Here is a 17,045-nt window from a genome sequence, read left to right as displayed (position 1 = left end):
GCTGCGGGAGGAGAATTCGCCAATGAAACTATATACGCGAACGGGAGACGGCGGGCAAACGTCGGTCAAGGGCGGGCGCGTGCGCAAGGACGACAGCCGGGTCGAAGCGTACGGGACCATCGACGAACTGAACAGCTTCGTCGGCCAAGCGGCAGCCGCGGCGGCGCGCGAAGGGCTGGGGGAAATGGTCGCGGAGCTGGCGGAGATTCAGCAGGAGCTGTTCGACTGCGGGTCCGACCTGGCGTTCCGCGATCCGGCCGGCCGGGAATTCAAGCTGACGGCGGAAGCTTCGACGCGCCTGGAAGGCTGGATCGACGCGCATGGCGCGGCGGCGCCGGAGATTACCCGGTTTATCTTGCCGGGGGGGAGCGAAGTATCGGCGCTGCTGCACGTATGCCGGACGGTGTGCCGCAGGGCGGAACGCCGCGCCGTGACGCTGAGCGCCGACATCGCGGTGCATGAGCCGGTCATGATGTACTTGAATCGGCTGTCGGATTACTTCTTCGCGGCGGCGCGCGCGGCCAACGCGAAGCTAGGCGTGCAGGATACGGAATACGTCCGCAGCGCGGAAGTGTTCCGGAAGCGCGATTCATGAGCGTGGAGACATTGTATTATACTCCGCTCGCGGTGCGCGTGGCCGAGGAGGACGACGGCAAAACGGTGCGCGCCGTGCTGGAGCGCCGGCTCGGCGTCTCGCGCAAGCTGCTGTCGCGGCTGAAGCTGACGGAGCACGGCATTACGGTCAACGGCCGGCGCGTCTATACGAACGACCGGGTCGCGAAGGATGATCTGCTCGAGCTTCGGATGGAGCAGGAGGAGTCGGACGATATATTGCCGGAGCCGATGGCGCTCGACATCGTGTACGAGGACGACGACCTGCTCGTCGTGAACAAGCCGCCCGGCCTCATCGTGCATCCGACGCATGGCCACTATACGGGGACGCTGGCGAACGGCGTCGTTCGCCACTGGAAGGAACGCGGCGAACGGGTGCGGTTCCGGCCGATCCATCGGCTGGACGAAGAAACGTCGGGGCTGGTGGCCATCGCGAAAACCGCCTATGTCCACCAGCAGTTGTCGGAACAGCTGCAGAGCGGCGAAGTCGACAAGCGCTACCGGGCTTACGTGTACGGCTGTCCCGCGGAGCCGGCGGCCACGGTGAACGAGCCGATCGACCGCGATACGGACAATCCGCATCTGCGGGTCGTGACGCCGGACGGGTATCCTTCCGTTACGCATTACGCGGTGGAGAATATCTACGGCAACGGCGCGGCGGCGAAGGTGAATTTGAAGCTCGAGACGGGGCGGACGCATCAGATCCGCGTCCATATGAAGCATATCGGCTGTCCGCTCATCGGGGATAAGCTGTACGGCTACGCCGGCGCGGCGGCCGGGGACGGGATGGACGCCAACAGACCGGCGACCGGCGCCGCAGCCGAGGAAGGGGCTGCGGCACGCGTGACAGAGCATGCCGGCACAGACCGATCCGCGCCCGCGGCCTCGGGCCGGCTGGAGGCTGGCGTGGACCGTCAGGCGCTTCACGCGGCGATCCTGTCGTTCACGCATCCCGTCACGCGGGAGCGGATGACGTTCGAGGCCTCGCTGCCGGATGACCTGCGCCGGCTGGAGTCCGAGCTCGAACGGCTTTAAGCATTGCGCTGAAGGAGGCGCACGGACGGCGGGACATACCGGTTGGCTTGACGCAAGCGCCTCGTTCGTCATGATCGAAACCAAACGATAGGAGCACGCATCACGATGAAGAAGCTAACGATCTATGAATATCCCAAATGCGGAACCTGCCGCATGGCGATCAAATCGCTGAAGAGCAAAGGGTACGAGCTGGAGGCGCACAACGTCTTCGAGGCCGCGCCGCCCGTGGAGGTGCTGACGGAGCTTGTGAAGAAGAGCGGTCTGGAAGCGAAGAAGTTTTTCAACACCTCCGGCGAAGCGTATAAGGAAATGGGCTTGAAGGACAAGCTTCCAGGCCTGACGGACGGGGAGAAGATCGCCCTGCTGGCATCCAACGGACGGTTGATCAAGCGGCCCGTCGTGACGGACGGCACCAAGGTGACGGTCGGTTTCAAAGAAGAAGATTTTGACCGCATTTGGAGCTGAAACGAGGGGGAGAAGCGGTTGACTACGAAATCTTGGCGCGCGGACCGGCTGTCGCGGCTGGGATCGTCGATCTTCGCGGAGGTAGCGGAGTGGAAGCGGAACGCGGCCGCAAGGGGACTGGACGTCATCGATCTCAGCATCGGCAGCCCCGATCTTCCGCCTTCGCCGGCGATCCGGCGCGCGCTCGGCCAGGCTGCGCTGCGGGAGGATGCCTACGGCTATCCCGGCTCGAAGGGAACGCCGGCTTTTCTCCAGCAGGCGGCCGAATGGCTGGCGTTCCGGTTCGGCATCGCGATCGATCCCGAGCAGGAGCTTGTTTCCTTGATGGGCTCGCAGGACGGCCTGGGGCATCTGGCGCTTGCGCTGTGCAACCCCGGCGATATCGCGCTGCTGCCGGATCCGGGTTATCCGGTCTACGCGGCCGGCCTGGCGCTGGCGGGAATCGAGCCATACCTGATGCCGCTGCGGGCGGAGAACGGCTATTTGCCGGATTTCTCCGCCATACCGGCGGAGGTATGGGCTCGCGCCAAATTCATGCTGCTCAATTATCCGAGCAATCCGGTATCGGCGGTGGCGGACTTGGCCTTCTTCAAGCATGCGGTCGAGATTGCCTCGCGGCACGGCGTCCTCATCGTGCATGATTTGGCTTATTCGGAAATGGCCTTCGACGGTTATCGGCCGCCGAGCATCCTTCAGGCAGAGGGCGCGATCGATGCCGCGGTCGAATTTCATTCCCTGTCCAAAAGCTTCAATATGGCCGGCGCGCGGATCGGTTTCCTTGCCGGCAACCGCGAGGCGGTTGCGGCGATGCGCGAGCTGAAGGCCAATATCGATTACGGCGTGTTTCTACCCGTACAGGAAGCGGGAATTGTCGCGCTGGCAGAAGATATGAGAGGAACGGGTCCAGTAGTCGGACCTATATACGAGAAGCGCAGGGACGCGTTCATCCAGGCGCTCCGGGAGCAAGGCTGGACGGTCGGCAGCCCGAAGGCGACGATGTTCCTATGGGCCAAATTGCCCGATATGCGCTGGGAGCTGGCCGATCCTTGGAATTCGCGTCGAATTTCCCGGGAAATGCTCGAAAGAGCAGGCGTCGCCGTTATTCCCGGCGATGCGTTCGGGGCGGAAGGCGAAGGCTATGTCCGGATCGCGCTCGTGGAAAGCGAAGAGCGGCTCCGGGAGGCTGCGATACGCATCGGCGAGTTTATTCGCGGCGAACGATGATTCGCTTCTAATTGCCGGCCGCATCTTGAATGACCTGGCATGAGCAAGAACATGAATAACGAACATGGGTAACGAGAAAGCATGCATGAACCGTCAGACTGCATCCGGAAACAGATGAGGTCGGACGGTTTTTTTAGGTTGGCATCCTTGATCGGCGAACTCACGGGCCAAGTTCGGAAGACAACGATTCGCTTCGCGGCGGTCGAAGCTGATCGCAGATCGCCGTCCATGCCGAACGGTTCGAGACGTATCGGCTTTTTCGTATCGACCGAAGCATTCTCCGTATCCACCGAAAAACGTAATGCCGACGAACATGGAACGCCTTCGCGTCATCGACGTATATTTCTTTACCGGAAACGAAAAAGGAACCTGCCATATGGTCATATGGGCGGGCTCCATTAAAGCTTCGTCGGGCTTCCGGGATAACGGGGACGTTCCTTGAATCGTTCCTGTTCGACGAACGCCTGCGCTTCCGATATTTTCGCGGCGATCGTCTGGAGCAGTGCGTGGAATTCTTCCGCCGTACAGGTCGGTTCGCGCAGTCCGTCCGGGTTATCATTCCTAGTATTCGTATCCATGGTTTCCTCCCGCGTAACATAATGCCGATCGACATGGCATGATTCAGAAAAGGTAGCTGCGGTTAGTTTTCCAAATAATGTTATATGTGTCGAAAAAGCTGCGCCTTATGCTAAAATAATAGTAAATCGTACGTTACATAATCGTTACAAATGACGGATCGACAACTAACTTTTCCATGGGGCTGCCCTGGAAATCGTTCCGATTAGGAGGCTTGAGCTTGTCTGACCAGCGCGTCCCCAAACCGATGATTACTTATCGCCTTAGGCAGTCGAATCAGCCTTCGGCGGAGACGATCATGCTGCTGCATGGAAACGGCTTCAACAGCTCGCTTTGGGGAGAGCTGGAAGACCGTTTGAGCGAAAGCTATCACCTGCTGCTCATGGATATGCGGCCGGACGAGCATACGGACGACGGCGGCAATTCGCAAGAATCGCTTCTGTCGTGGGATCTGCTCTGCGGCATGCTTGCCGGCGCGCTCGATGCGCTATCTATCAAGGACGTGCATATTATCGGGCAGCTTCGGCGGCTCTCTGGCAACCTCTTTTGCCGATCGGTATCCGGAGCGCGTCAAGACGCTCGTGCTATTGTCGATGGTCGTCTTCTATCCCGCGATCGAGGGCGAGCAGTTGCTCGACTATTACTTGAATCTGGTCGCGCGGGAAGGACTGAAGACGGTCGCCCGCCGCGAGCTGCTTCCGTTCCTGACCCTTCATCGCGAAGGAGCGCTCTTCGAGGCGGTCAGACGCGCCTACGACGAGATGAACGAACAGTTCTACTTGAGCTTGTTCATCATGCAGATGCATCATCGTCCGATCGACGGAACGCATAAAGCCGCTTGCCCTACGCTGCTGCTCGCGGGGGAGCGGGACGAGCTCTACTTGCCGACGCTGCAATCGATCACGGCCGGCTATTTTCAGAACGGGACCTTCCTGGTCGTGCCGAATGCCGCCAACGCGATCTTCATCGACCAACCCGAGCTGACGGCGCAATGGATCATGGATTTTCTTCGGAAGGCTTCGGTGTCGGAGCGGTCTCCGCGGACGAAGTCGAGCTTGTCCGGCCACCTGCCCTCCGTGATCCGTTCCGCGGTGCAAGGCGGAGCGCCGGTTAAACCGCGTTCCAATCCGATATTGACCATCTCGTTGTTCCATTCGTTCGAGGTTCGCCTGAACGGCGTTCCTCTCTCGGCCGGCTGGGACAAACGGTACGCGAAGAATATTCTGGCGTACTTGGGCATGCATGCGTCCTGTACGCGGGAAGAGCTGTGCGACGCGCTTTTTCCGGAGCAGCACCTGCCGAACGCCTTGAATAATTTGAGGGTATATCTGGGGCATTTGAAGAAACTGCTGGAGCTGCCGGACGGAGGTTCGATCTTGCAGATCAGCGGGAAACGCATTGGCCTGCAAGCGACGGTCTCCTGCGATTTGCTGGACTACGCGGAGGAGCTCAAGCGCAGCTTGTTCATCGAAGACGAATACGCCAAGTATGAAGCGGTCAAAGCGCTGCTGCCGAAGATCGGCACGGAACCGTTCATGACCGGCATCTACGATCAATGGTTCGTCGATTGCCGCACCGATATCGAGGAGCTGATCGGAAGCTTATCCAAATGGGCGGCCGCTTGGGAAGCGCGGATGAACCGGCCCGACTCGGCGCTCTATTTCGAGAGAATCGCGGACCGCGTCCTGGACGGCGGCGAAGCCTTGTAAATGCATCCAATCCGGCGATAGCATTGCGGCAAGGAGCCTTCTATTCTATGATGGTAGTATATTTTGAGAGAATAGGATGGACGCACCGATGAACGAAAACAAGATTTTGATCGTCGACGGCATGGCGCTGCTGTTCAGAGCGTTTTTCGCCCAGTCGTACGACGCGCGGAGAATGGCGGACGGCACGCCCACGAACGCCGTCTACGGTTTCATGCAATACTTGTTCGATGCCGTGAACCGGTTTGAACCGACGCATGTGCTCTGCTGCTGGGATATGGGAAGCAAGACGTTCCGAACGGACCTTTACTCTAACTACAAAGCGAACAGACCCGAAGCGCCAATGGACCTGGCACCGCAATTTTCGCTTGTTAAGGATATCGTAGCGGCTCTTGAGATCCCTAACATTGGCCTCGAAGGCTATGAAGCCGACGATTGCATCGGGACGGTATCGCAAAAGCTAAGTCAGCTGGGCCACGTTTATATCCTGACCGGTGACCACGATATGCTTCAATTGGTTACGGACCGTGTTCATGTCGTGATCATGAAGAAAGGCAGAGGCAACTATGCCGTCTATGATTTGGATTTCCTGAAAGTCGATAAGGGCATCCATCCGTTCCAAGTCATCGAGATGAAAGGACTTACCGGCGACACGAGCGATAATTATCCGGGCGTTCGGGGGATCGGCGAGAAAACGGCGCTAAAGCTGCTGATTGAATACGAGTCCATTGATGGCATTCTCAGTAACTTGGACAATTTATCGAAAAGCATTAAAGCAAAGATAGAATCCGATTTGGAGATGCTGCATCTTTCAAGAACGCTTGCTCGAATTAACGTCGAGGTGCCTATCGAATGCAACCTCGAAGAGTGCTTGTGGCAAGTCGACTTGGAAGCAGCGACGACTGTATTCGATAAGTATCGGTTAAGTTCGTTATTGAAGATGATCAGTTAACGGGAGCGAACTTGCGAGCGGTTAGGCCAAAGCAAAAGGATATGAAATGCGATTTGCGGCGAAAAGGTTACCTGCGACAAGGTGGCCTTTTTTCATGTTCATTTCAGATTTAATTGATATATTTAAGTGCTATGAAAATCGACACAGGAGGTAAGGGGATCATGCGTATTCTGCTGGCTGAGGACGATGAGACGCTTGGGGAGTTAACCGAGCATCAACTGAAGCGGCAATATCATGTCGTAGATTGGATGAAGGACGGCCTGCAGGTAAAAGAGGCCATCGCTGCTGGCGAATATGACGTATACGTGCTCGATTGGATGCTGCCCGAGATAACGGGTCTTGAACTCGTGCGGGAGATCCGCGGCAAGGAGAACCATACCCCTATCCTGCTGCTGACGGCAAGAGACGCCGTGCAGGACAGGGTGGAAGGACTTCGCGCAGGGGCTGATGATTATATGATTAAGCCTTTTGCATTCGAAGAGCTGGAAGCGCGGTTGTTCGCTTTGTTCCGGAGGCAGGATCGAAGCTACCGATCGTCGGATACGCTTTGTCTGGGTGAGTTAACGGCCCATTTGAACCGATTCGAAGTCGCAAGGAGAGGCGAGACAATCGCCCTGACAAGGCGCGAGTTTCAATTGCTTGTCTGCTTGATGCGGCATGCGGGACAAGTGCTTTCCCGCGAACAACTGCTCGATCAGGTATGGGGGCTTGGTTCGGACGTGACGCTGAACGTCGTCGATGCCACGATCAAATTGCTTCGTAAAAAAGTGGATGGGCCTCATGAGGCAAAATGCATCCAAAGTGTCTACGGCGCAGGCTACCGACTTACAACGGGTGGGAAGTGAAGTCATGTTCAAACAAACGCGAACCCGGTTGACGCGAGAATTCTCGTTGACCGTGGGTATAATTCTCATCATCTCCGCAGTCTTCTCCTTATGGATGGTGCAGCATATGCTGACGACGACCGAGGACAATCAACTCCTGTCATTAAGCAAGCAATATGAAACAGAGCTGCAGAAACTGGTCGAATCACCAAAAGGGCAATCGTTGTTCGACGCCTCGGTCGATAAAACGAAGCCCAATAACGTCTTTGCACCGACGGGCTTACAATTGAACCAAATGGCGTGGCTGCTCGATCCGAAAGGGGAGATTATTTTCCAATCGATACCGGAGAGCGATGCGCAGGAAAGCAAGCTTGCATCGGGGGAGACCTTTCCATTCACGGCGCTCTTGCCAAGCCTCTTTGCAAAACCGGTCGACAATAAGTTCCATAATGTTCGTGCGGAGGGTAGAACATTTCGAATGGGCGGGATTGTCATCCCAGCGGGAGAAATCAAAGACTTCCGGATTATCGTAGCGCAAGAAGCGACGAGCGATATCGCGCTCATGACACGACTGCGATGGGCTTTTGCAGGGTTCGCATTGCTCTTGCTTGCTGCCGGCGGAGCAGCGGGATTTTTTTTGGCGGGACGAGCGATGGGGCCGATTGCGCAAGCCTTCCGTAGGCAGGAGCAGTTCACGTCAGATGCTTCACATGAACTGCGGACGCCGCTTAGTATTTTGAAATCCGCTTATGAAGTACTAGGCGAGCAGAGCGATAAGCTGCCTGACTTCCACCGCAACGTACTGACAAAGTCAGGCAGGGAGATTCATCATATGAGCCGGCTTGTCGACAATCTTCTTGTGCTTGCACGGAGCGATAGCGGACGAATGGAGTTGGTCGTCTCGCGATTCTCTTTGAGCTCCGCGATTCGTCACGTACTGGAGCAACTGGAACCGATTGCGAAGTCGAAGCAGGTGCAACTGGAATGGGGAAACCGAAAGGACGCCCATGACGAGATTGAAGCGATCATCGAAGCGGACGAGGTCCGCATACGGCAGCTCATCCTGATCTTGATCGAGAATGCCGTCCAATACAACCGGGAGGGCGGTAAAGTCATCGCTTCTTTGGAAACGACGCCGCAGAAAACGTCCTTCACCGTAACCGATACCGGTATCGGCATGGAGAAGGAACATCTGCCACGTATTTTCGAACGATTTTACCGAATGGATAAAGCCCGGACGCGCCGATCGGAAGGCACCGGCCTCGGGCTTGCAATTGCCAAACAAATTGCGGATGCGCACCGCGCGAAGATCGAAGTGTGGAGCGAGCCGCAGATCGGGACGACTTTTCGTATAACTCTTCCGAGCGTTTCAGATTCATTTCAGAATGTTCCCGTATCTTAAACCATGCAGCCTTCGAAAGTAGGGAAGGCAATCTGAAATAAGGAAGGGATTCATCGATGAAGAGAAATTGGAAACTCGCAGGCGCGGCGCTGGCGATCGCGATCGCTGTACCGGTAACCGCCTATGCGGCAGACATTTCGAACGGCAAATCACCGTGGCCTGTTAGCGGTAGAGCTGACAGGCTTTTGTCCGTGAAGGTAGTAGCGCCAGTTTACGCGGTCGTTAAGCTAGCGCGCGATTGCTTGAATCAGACATTGAAGCGGCGACAATTTCCCGTCCCCTATGCGCGCGAATAGGAGGCAGTGCCGGGCGGCCTCCTGAAGTCGTGTATGTTTTTCGTCATCTGGTTTGGCTCCTGTTATTTATCCCGCTCGTTCATCCATCCGAAAAACCCCACGCCGATGACCATGAATACGGTGCACAGGCCTTGAACAAGCCCTTCCCAATCCAGTCCGTGCGGCTCGCCGACGGGACCGGTGCGGGGACGCAGCGGTAGCAGGAACGATGATTTGCCCGATCAGAAGCACGATTCCCGCGGCGAAAATAAGCTGGAATTTGCGCATCGACATCCCTCCGTTCCTTATGCGGCACGACCGTTAACGGTCTTGCGGCCGCCGAGGCAGGACAACCTGTTAAACGGCGCGCCGTTCACCATTAGCGATCTCCTTGCGGACGGCTAGAGACGCCGGTTCCGTTTCTCGTTCAGATAGATATCCAGCGCTTCGATCCCGCGCAGCAAGAACTTGATGAGCAGGTAGAGCGCGTATAAACCGAGCAGAATAAACAACCCGTACACGATAAACAAGATGATGCCCAATGAAGAAACGATCGAAAAACCCGTCGAAGCGTCCATGATGCCGCCTTCCTCCTTTTCGTTTCGTTGATTGGTTCATACGGGGCTGCAAGAAGGAAGTTCCATAATTTTACATGGGTCGGTTGACGGAACGCTCCTGCGTTAAACACGCGAACTTCCCTATCGACAGCGGATAATGGATACGGTATTGTATGTTTAAAAGGAACAATATTTGTTCGCAACAAACATATCGTGTTCGGGAGGGCTGTTCCGATGGCAAAGCTTCATTTGCTCAGCAACGCGCATTTGGATCCCGTGTGGCAGTGGGAATGGGAGGAAGGAGCGGCTGCGGCGGTATCGACGTTTCGCGCGGCGGCGGAGTTTTGCAGGGAGTATGACGGCTATGTGTTCAACCATAACGAAGTGATCCTGTACCGGTGGATCGAGGAATACGAGCCGGAGCTGTTCAGGGCCATTCAGGCGCTCGTCGCGCAGGGCCGCTGGCATATCATGGGCGGCTGGTACCTGCAGCCGGACTGCAACATGCCCTCGGGAGAATCCATCGTCCGGCAAATGCTCCACGGCCGCGCGTATTTCGGCGAGAAGTTCGGGGCGAGGCCGACGACGGCGATCAACTTCGATTCGTTCGGCCATTCGCGCGGCTTGGTGCAGCTGATGGCTAAGGCGGGCTACGATTCCTATCTGTTCATGCGACCGGACGACCGCACCGCCGGACCTGACCGCGACTTTCGCTGGATCGGCTTCGACGGCTCGGAAGTGCTGGCGCATCAGACGCATTTCTACAACACGCAGATGGGGCAAGCGCGCCAGGCGATCGAGAAGTGGCTGGACGCGAATGCCGGCAAAGAGCTGGGCGTTTTTCTCTGGGGCGTAGGCAATCACGGCGGCGGTCCTTCGAGGCGGGATCTGGACGATATCGGAGAGCTGATCCAAGAGCGCGACGCCGTGGAAATCGCGCACTCGACACCGGAGGCGTACTTCGCGGAGCTGGAGCGGGGTGCCGAACTGCCGGGGCACGAGGGCGACCTGAATCCGCGGTTCGTCGGCTGCTACACCTCCATGATCCGGATCAAGCAGAAGCATCGTCTTCTCGAGAACGAGCTGTACGCGACGGAGAAAATGCTCTCGTCCGCCGCCATCGCCGGCAAGCTGACCTATCCGAAAGCCGAGCTTCGCGAGGCTGCTTACGATCTGATGACGGCACAATTCCACGACATTCTGCCGGGCTCCTCCGTCCAGCCGGCGGAAGACGCCTCGCTGCGGCTGCTCGGCCATGGTCTTGAAACCGTTTCCAGGCTAAAGGCGCGCGCGTTCTTCGCGCTGGCAGCGGGCGAACGCCAAGCCGCCGAGGGCGAATATCCGATTCTCGTCTATAATCCGCATCCGTTTCCGGTTACGGGGGAATTCGCCTGCGAATTCATGCTGGCCGATCAGAACTGGAAGCCGGAATTCTCGAATCCGGTCGTATACCGGGACGGCATGCGCATTCCCTCCCAGTCGGAGAAGGAGCACAGCAACATCAACCTCGACTGGCGCAAACGCGTCGTGTTCCGGGCGGAGCTGGCGCCGTCTTCCATGAACCGCTTCGACTGCCGGATCGAGATGCTGCCGGTACGTCCGGCGCCGAAGTCTTTGATCGAGAACGGGCGCATCGTCTTCGCCAACGGAACGCTGGAAGCCGTTATCAACGCGCACACCGGGTTATTGGACGCGTATGCCGTGAACGGCGTTCCGTATTTGCAGGCGGGCGCGTTTCGGCCGGTCGTCGTCGCGGACAACGAGGATCCCTGGCGAATGGACGCGAACCGCTTCGAGCCGGATATCGGTTCGTTCCAGCTGATGGACCGCGGAGCGGGCTCGGACTTCTCCGGTTTGCGCCATGCGCTGCTCCCGTCCGTGCGCGTCGTCGAAGACGGAGAGGTGCGCACGGTCGTCGAAGCCGTGCTCGCCTACAATCAATCGAAGCTGGTGCTGACCTACAAGCTGCCGAAGCAGGGCAGCCAGCTCGAGGTGCATGCGCGCGTCTTCTGGAACGAGAAAGACAAGCTGCTGAAGCTGGCGATTCCGACGACGCTCGCGGAACCGGGCTATTGCGGCCAGACCGTCTACGGCGTGCAGGAGCTGAACGCGGACGGCCAGGAAACGGTCGCGCAGAAATGGACGGCCGCCTGCTCCCGCGCGGACGGAGGGGCGGTGACGCTGATCAACGACGGCACGTACGGCTCCGATTTTCGCGAAGGCGTCATCCGTCCGACGCTGCTCCGCAGTCCGGGGTATACGACGCATCCGATCATGGACCGCCCGCTGATCGTGCAGGACCGCTTCTCGCCGCGCATCGATCAAGGCGAGCGGGAATTCAGATTCTGGCTGAATGCCGGAACGGCGCGGGAACGGCTCGCGCGCGTCGACCGCGAAGCGACCCAGCTCGGCGAGGCGCCGTACGCGCTGTCGTTCTTCCCGTCGGGACGCGGCGCCAGAGCGCTGCCGTTGATCGAGCTGAAGGACGATGCCGTCCAGCTCGGCGCCTTCAAAGCGATGGAACAAGGCGACGATTACCTGCTTCGTCTCTACGAGCCGACGGGCATCGCGCGCGAGACGGAAGTATGCCTGCCGGCGCTCGGCATGGCAAGCCGCGTGTCGCTGAGGCCCTTCGAGGTGAAGACGTACCGCGTCTCGCCAAGCGGCCGGACGATGGAGGAAACGACGTTGATGGAAGGCCTGTAAACAATCGCGCTTGCGTTCAAATTTTCCCCCGATTGGCCGACAAATAGGAAAGGAGCACCATGATCCGGCCGTCCGCGTTCGCCGGACTCGCCGAAATTCACGAACAAGGGAGTTACGCGCAGCATGAAGAGAACGAATAGCAAGACTATAGCGGCCGCAGCTCTGCTCGCGGCGATGCTGGCGGTGTCGCCATCGGCGCGGCCGGCTGAGGCCGTGACCGGAAGCGGCGCTTCGGCCGGGCAGCAACAAACCGTCCAACTGACCTATCCCGCCGCCGCCATCGATCTGTCAATGGGCGTCCAGCTCCCGGCCGGGCGGAAGCTGAAGCTGTCCGCGCCGGTGCAAGTGCTTTACGCGACGGGAAACCCGGCGGTCGCGAAGGTTAATGCCGCCGGCGTTCTGACGCCGGTCGCGCCGGGCCGGACGACGCTTACGATCAGCGTCTCCCCGGCATCCGCCGGCTACGCGGGCGCGCTGAAGCTGCCGGTTACGGTCGCCAAGCCGGCCATGCCGGTCAAATTGGCGTTCGAGCCGAAGCTCGAGGCCCGCACGGTCAAGATTGCCGGCAGAAGCTTCGCCGTGCGAACCGTGACGATTCCCAAGGGCATGCCGGTCACGGCGGGCTACGCCAACCGCAGAATCGGCACGACGCAGTCGCTGGCGGGCATCGCATCGGCTTATCAGGCCGATATTGCGATCAACGGCGCCTTCTTCGATTCCTACAGCGGCATCCCGGACCCGTACGGCATGCTCATCAGCGGCGGCCAACCGGCGCATATCGGCAACACGGGCACGACGATCGGGTTCAAATGGGACGGCGGCGCCGTCATGGATACGCTGCGGCTGAGCATTAACGGCACGGTCTCGGCGGCGGACGGAAGAACGCGTTCATGGTACGCGTACTTCATGAACCGGCTCCCGACGGGCCAATCGGCCGCGACCCTCTTCACGCCGCAGCGCGGCAAGACGCTCGGCTTCGCGGCCGAGAATGCCGTCGTCGTGCAGCGCGGCGTCGTAACCGCGATCCGTCACGGCGCAGACGCCGCGATTCCGGCGGATGGATTCGTGATCGTCTATCAAGGCGGCGAGGCCGGGCAAGCCGAGCGTTTCAGCGTCGGCGCGAGCGTCTCGTACACGCTTCGCACGACGAATCTGATCGGCGCCTCCGTCGATTGGAGCGGCGTGCATACCGCGGTCGGCGCGGGTCCGCGCCTCGTCGCGGACGGGAAAGTCGCGCTCGATGCCGCGGCCGAGGGATTTCGCGATCCCAAGATCTTGACCGGCGGCGGGGCGCGCAGCGGCATCGCCATTCGCAGGGACGGGTCGATTCTGATCGCGACGGTGCCCGGCGCGACGATGAAGCAGTGGGCGGAGATCATGCTTCAGCTCGGCGCCGGCCAGGCGATGAATCTCGACGGAGGCGCTTCGTCGGGCATGTTGTTCCAGGGACGTACCGTGACGCAGCCGGGCCGGGCGCTCAGCAACGCCCTGCTGTTCGGCAAGCAGCTCCGCTACTGATGCCGCGCGTCGTCGGCCGACAAAAAAGCCCGTTCGGCAAAGGATGTCCGTTAGCGGGCATCCTTTCCGAGCGGGCTGTTACTTCATGCGGTCAATTAAGGCTCATCTATGGCATCCGGGTAGCTGTCTTCTCCGGGATAGTCGCGTCCGATCCCCTCGTGCAGCTCGCGGTTCTCGTAATCGAACCGGTTCGGCGAGCGCATGTCCATCCGCCAAGGCGTGCTTTTTCCAAGCGAAGCAGACTGGATTTCGGAACCGTACGGGCCTTCGGGAAATTCTTCCGCGACAAGGTCGTTGCGCTGGGATTCGACTGATTTGAAATCCGTATACGATTGACGATCTTCTTTTTTGAACAAGTCGGCTGCCTCCTGAAACGGATTTGGGATCCTACGATACAAGCAAGCGATCGGCCGCCGTCCCTGCCTTACTTCTGTTTGTGCGGGCGGCGGAGCGCGCTCCGCCGCCCGCCAGGGCAGCGTTTTATCGTAGTTGTCCCCGTTTCAGTGTACCCCGATCAGTCGGTAAAATTCACCGTTCCGACCACGAATTCAAGAAACTGGCGAAGATCCGCCGCTTCCTCTTCGTTCAGCTTGTACGTGAATTCCAAGTACCCTTCCTGGTCCAGATCGTCCTGGCCCATGATCGCGGTGCGGCCGCTTTGCAGATCGGTAATGAGCTTCTTGCCGTAGAAGCGGTTCGTCGTCATGATGGCCAAGTCGAAGCGCTTCAAATTCGGGGTGATGAACGTGACGAAGCGCGTCGTCGTTTGTTCGGTCGTATCCGACATAAAATCGTAATCAGGCAGCTGCATGCGGGCGTTCCTCCTTTATTTCGTCTATCATAGCATCCGGTTCGAGGACCGGGCAACAAGCGCGACGGAAGGAACCCGTCCGTTTGGCTATTGCCATCATGAAAGCGCTGTGCTATGATGTGAGCAATCAAATCGTTGCACGTGAGGAAGCACCTCTTTTCGCCATTCGTTGGCGTCAAGCGGGTGCTTTTTTTGCGTTCGCGCGCCGTTGCCGCTAGTCGGCGTACGCGCGGCGCTCGGGTTTGATCATTACATGCGATGGAGGTGCCTGCATGCAGGTCGTATTTTTGAACACGTTCGAGAAAGCGGGCGGGGAGGACGGCGCGGCGCGCGAAGCGCAGCTGTCGATTTGCGAACAGAACGGCGTTTGGTCGGTCATCTGGACGGATTCCGAGGGGAACCGGGACGGCGATCAGGCGGTTTGGTACGAGGGAGGATCCTGGGAAGAGATGATGACGGCGTTCCGGCACGGCATCGCCGTCCACATGGGAGACGGCTTCTCGCCGCTGATCGACGGGATGCTCGAGGAGCGCAAAAGCGCGGAAGGAAGCGGCACGCTGTATTCCATGGTCCAGTGCTACGGAGAGATGAACGGCGATGCGGATTTGTTCAACGCGCTTCGCGATTGGAGGCGCGCCAAGGCGGTCGCCATCAAGAAATCGGCGTACCTGGTCGCGACGAACCGGATGCTGTGGATGATCAGCGCGTTCGTGCCCCGGCTGCCGGAGGAGCTGCTGCAGATTCCGGGCTGGGGCGAATCCAAGCAGACGGCCTACGGCGAGGAGGTGCTGGCGATTACGGCGGCCTTTGCACGGGAAACGCAATTTCCGCTCGATTGGGTAGCCGACACGCTCGACGCGAAGACGTACACGAAGTGGATGTTCAAACAAAAGGAAATGAAATACAAAGCCTTGCTGGATCGCCAGCAGGAGAAGCGGGAGCTGCTCCGCGCGATCGCAGAAGGGAAGTCGATCGAGGAGCTTCAAGCGCAGATCGACCTGCCGCGCCGGGACTTGATGGAGCGAATCGAGAAGCTGGACACGGAAGGCTACGATTTGGAGCCGTTGATCGAGAAGGAGCTGGCGCAGATGCCGGCTGCCGAGCAGCAGCAGGTATGGGACGCGATGCACGCGATCGGCGACCGGTATTTGCGACCCGTGCTGCATCAGGTATACGGCGAAGAAGCGGAGAAGGGAAAGGGCGCCTCGCTCGATCTGCTCTACGACCGCCTGCGGTTGATCCGGCTTCGTTACCGCCGGGCCGGGGGCAATCGGGTCTCCTGATCAGATCGCCCAAATCGGATCCTCGAACCGGATGGACGCGCCGCTGTCGCAGCTCCGTCCGGTTTCGTAGGAACGGTTGCCGATCAAGCGCTCCGCGGCTTCCCGAAGCCGATGCTTGGAAAGCGCGCCGTCACCGCCCGGCTCCTGCGGCTCCGCTTCTTCGCTGCGAAGCCAGTGCAGGACGGCTTTCACGACGGACGCGCTTTCTTCCATCGCTTTGTCCCACAGCATCCACACGTCGTCGTCGTGCCTGGTCCGGCCGTCCGCCGGGTCAAGCCAAGGGCGGCGCGCTTCGTTCAAGATATCCAGCTTCGGCAGCTGGCGTTTATACACGAACGGCTCGATCTGCTTGAACGTCAATGCCCGCTTTATCCCGGTAGGATCATGAAACAACCGCTGCGCCCGGATCATGTCGCGCATCGCGCTTCCCCATTGCTCGCGACGGATATGCGGCGCCGTCTCCGGATAATGCACCGCCGCAATTTGCTCGAACGCGTCCACGATCGGCTCCGGCAGGTCGCCCCCAATATCGATCTCGCGCCATACCTCCGTTTTCCAAGTCTCTACGCCCAGCAGCTTCCGAACGAGAAGCGTATCCAGCATGACTTCAAAGCGCTGATGGTCCCATTTGCGAAAGCCCGAACGGCTGAATACGTAGGGATGCATGACGCGGTCCAATAGATGATGAAGCAGAAATCCCAGCGCATAAACGAGCGCCGCGCCTTTGGACGGATCCGAGTCCGGCGTATGGTCGACCGCCTCCAGCATGTCCATCAACGCGGGTCCGCAATGCCGTTCGTGCATGGCGCTGCCCAAATTGTTTATCGTTCTGTCTTTCTGCCAAGGCAGAAAATGATGATAGAACAGAAAATCAGGTCCTTGGCAGCCCATATTGAACATGCGCCTCCGCTCCGGCTGCGCGATCAGCGCTTCTTCGCCGAGCGCCTGCAGGCAGCGCTGCCCGAATATCATATGGGTCCATACGTTAGGCACGTTTAACCTCCTAAAAGTTTTGCGAGCGAAGCCCGCGGCCGGGAATCCGGCGAGGAAAGCAAAACTGCATCGGAAGCATAGGCTAAGTTTTGCGAGCGAAGCCCGC

16 protein-coding genes are annotated in these 17,045 nt (G+C 59.0%); 11 read left to right on the top strand and 5 right to left on the bottom strand.

The features are described from left to right. Nucleotides 1-22 precede the first annotated feature (22 nt). The 4 genes from GT019_RS22130 (at nucleotide 23) to GT019_RS22115 (ending at nucleotide 3,336) form a co-directional block, all read left to right on the top strand. Nucleotides 23-595 carry a cob(I)yrinic acid a,c-diamide adenosyltransferase gene (locus GT019_RS22130; RefSeq protein WP_161745512.1) on the top strand — a complete coding sequence of 191 codons (573 nt, stop codon included), beginning with the start codon at nucleotides 23-25 and terminating at the stop codon, nucleotides 593-595. Then, entirely contained in the window at nucleotides 592-1,647 is a 1,056-nt protein-coding gene (locus tag GT019_RS22125; RefSeq protein WP_161745510.1) for an RluA family pseudouridine synthase, read from the top strand. The genes GT019_RS22130 and GT019_RS22125 overlap by 4 nt, the downstream gene beginning before the upstream one ends. 105 nt (nucleotides 1,648-1,752) lie before the next feature. After that, the gene (locus tag GT019_RS22120) at nucleotides 1,753-2,112 is read left to right on the top strand and encodes a Spx/MgsR family RNA polymerase-binding regulatory protein (RefSeq protein WP_161745508.1); all 360 of its coding nucleotides are present in this window, start codon (nucleotides 1,753-1,755) and stop codon (nucleotides 2,110-2,112) included. A gap of 18 nt (nucleotides 2,113-2,130) precedes the next feature. Continuing rightward, the gene (locus tag GT019_RS22115; protein ID WP_161745505.1) at nucleotides 2,131-3,336 is read left to right on the top strand and encodes an aminotransferase class I/II-fold pyridoxal phosphate-dependent enzyme; all 1,206 of its coding nucleotides are present in this window, start codon (nucleotides 2,131-2,133) and stop codon (nucleotides 3,334-3,336) included. Between the two features lie 398 nt (nucleotides 3,337-3,734). On the opposite strand, the gene GT019_RS22110 is transcribed toward GT019_RS22115, so the two are convergent. Further along, nucleotides 3,735-3,914, bottom strand: coding sequence for a hypothetical protein (locus GT019_RS22110; RefSeq protein ID WP_161745503.1), 180 nt, complete (start codon nucleotides 3,912-3,914; stop codon nucleotides 3,735-3,737). Between the two features lie 480 nt (nucleotides 3,915-4,394). Here GT019_RS22110 and GT019_RS22105 point away from each other — a divergent pair, with 480 nt between their 5' ends. The 4 genes from GT019_RS22105 to GT019_RS22090 all read left to right on the top strand — a co-directional run bounded on the left by GT019_RS22105 (nucleotide 4,395) and on the right by GT019_RS22090 (nucleotide 8,796). Next, the gene (locus tag GT019_RS22105; protein WP_161745501.1) at nucleotides 4,395-5,621 is read left to right on the top strand and encodes an alpha/beta fold hydrolase; all 1,227 of its coding nucleotides are present in this window, start codon (nucleotides 4,395-4,397) and stop codon (nucleotides 5,619-5,621) included. Between the two features lie 88 nt (nucleotides 5,622-5,709). Beyond that, a complete protein-coding gene (locus GT019_RS22100) occupies nucleotides 5,710-6,570 on the top strand; it encodes a 5'-3' exonuclease (protein WP_161745499.1) in 861 nt (286 codons plus the stop codon). Between the two features lie 161 nt (nucleotides 6,571-6,731). Next, on the top strand, nucleotides 6,732-7,415 hold the full coding sequence (locus tag GT019_RS22095; protein WP_161745497.1) for a response regulator transcription factor: 684 nt from the start codon (nucleotides 6,732-6,734) through the stop codon (nucleotides 7,413-7,415). A gap of 4 nt (nucleotides 7,416-7,419) precedes the next feature. Then, the gene (locus GT019_RS22090) at nucleotides 7,420-8,796 is read left to right on the top strand and encodes a sensor histidine kinase (protein ID WP_161745495.1); all 1,377 of its coding nucleotides are present in this window, start codon (nucleotides 7,420-7,422) and stop codon (nucleotides 8,794-8,796) included. 676 nt (nucleotides 8,797-9,472) lie between these two features. Here GT019_RS22090 and GT019_RS31620 read toward each other — a convergent pair. Further along, complete coding sequence (locus GT019_RS31620) at nucleotides 9,473-9,649, bottom strand: hypothetical protein (protein WP_201755516.1); 177 nt, start codon at nucleotides 9,647-9,649, stop codon at nucleotides 9,473-9,475. Nucleotides 9,650-9,862: 213 nt separating this feature from the next. Here GT019_RS31620 and GT019_RS22085 point away from each other — a divergent pair, with 213 nt between their 5' ends. Together GT019_RS22085 and GT019_RS22080 are read left to right on the top strand one after the other, a co-directional pair. Next, a complete protein-coding gene (locus tag GT019_RS22085) occupies nucleotides 9,863-12,334 on the top strand; it encodes a glycoside hydrolase family 38 N-terminal domain-containing protein (protein WP_161745493.1) in 2,472 nt (823 codons plus the stop codon). A gap of 123 nt (nucleotides 12,335-12,457) precedes the next feature. Then, entirely contained in the window at nucleotides 12,458-13,852 is a 1,395-nt protein-coding gene (locus tag GT019_RS22080) for a phosphodiester glycosidase family protein (RefSeq protein ID WP_235948946.1), read from the top strand. Between the two features lie 95 nt (nucleotides 13,853-13,947). On the opposite strand, the gene GT019_RS22075 is transcribed toward GT019_RS22080, so the two are convergent. Beyond that, nucleotides 13,948-14,208, bottom strand: a complete 261-nt coding sequence (locus GT019_RS22075; protein ID WP_201755514.1) for a hypothetical protein — start codon at nucleotides 14,206-14,208, stop codon at nucleotides 13,948-13,950. A gap of 158 nt (nucleotides 14,209-14,366) precedes the next feature. Beyond that, nucleotides 14,367-14,663, bottom strand: a complete 297-nt coding sequence (locus GT019_RS22070; RefSeq protein ID WP_201755513.1) for a DUF3055 domain-containing protein — start codon at nucleotides 14,661-14,663, stop codon at nucleotides 14,367-14,369. A gap of 272 nt (nucleotides 14,664-14,935) precedes the next feature. Here GT019_RS22070 and GT019_RS22065 point away from each other — a divergent pair, with 272 nt between their 5' ends. Beyond that, complete coding sequence (locus GT019_RS22065) at nucleotides 14,936-15,946, top strand: HRDC domain-containing protein (RefSeq protein ID WP_161745491.1); 1,011 nt, start codon at nucleotides 14,936-14,938, stop codon at nucleotides 15,944-15,946. Here the strand turns inward: GT019_RS22065 and GT019_RS22060 are convergent, their stop codons facing one another. Continuing rightward, complete coding sequence (locus tag GT019_RS22060; protein WP_161745488.1) at nucleotides 15,947-16,939, bottom strand: zinc dependent phospholipase C family protein; 993 nt, start codon at nucleotides 16,937-16,939, stop codon at nucleotides 15,947-15,949. Nucleotides 16,940-17,045: the final 106 nt, after the last annotated feature.

The sequence above is a fragment of the Paenibacillus glycinis genome (genome assembly GCF_009909185.1).
Taxonomy (GTDB): Bacteria; Bacillota; Bacilli; order Paenibacillales; family Paenibacillaceae; genus Paenibacillus_Z; species Paenibacillus_Z glycinis.
Note: the sequence above shows the minus strand (reverse complement) of the source record. Positions and strands in the feature narration are given on the sequence as shown.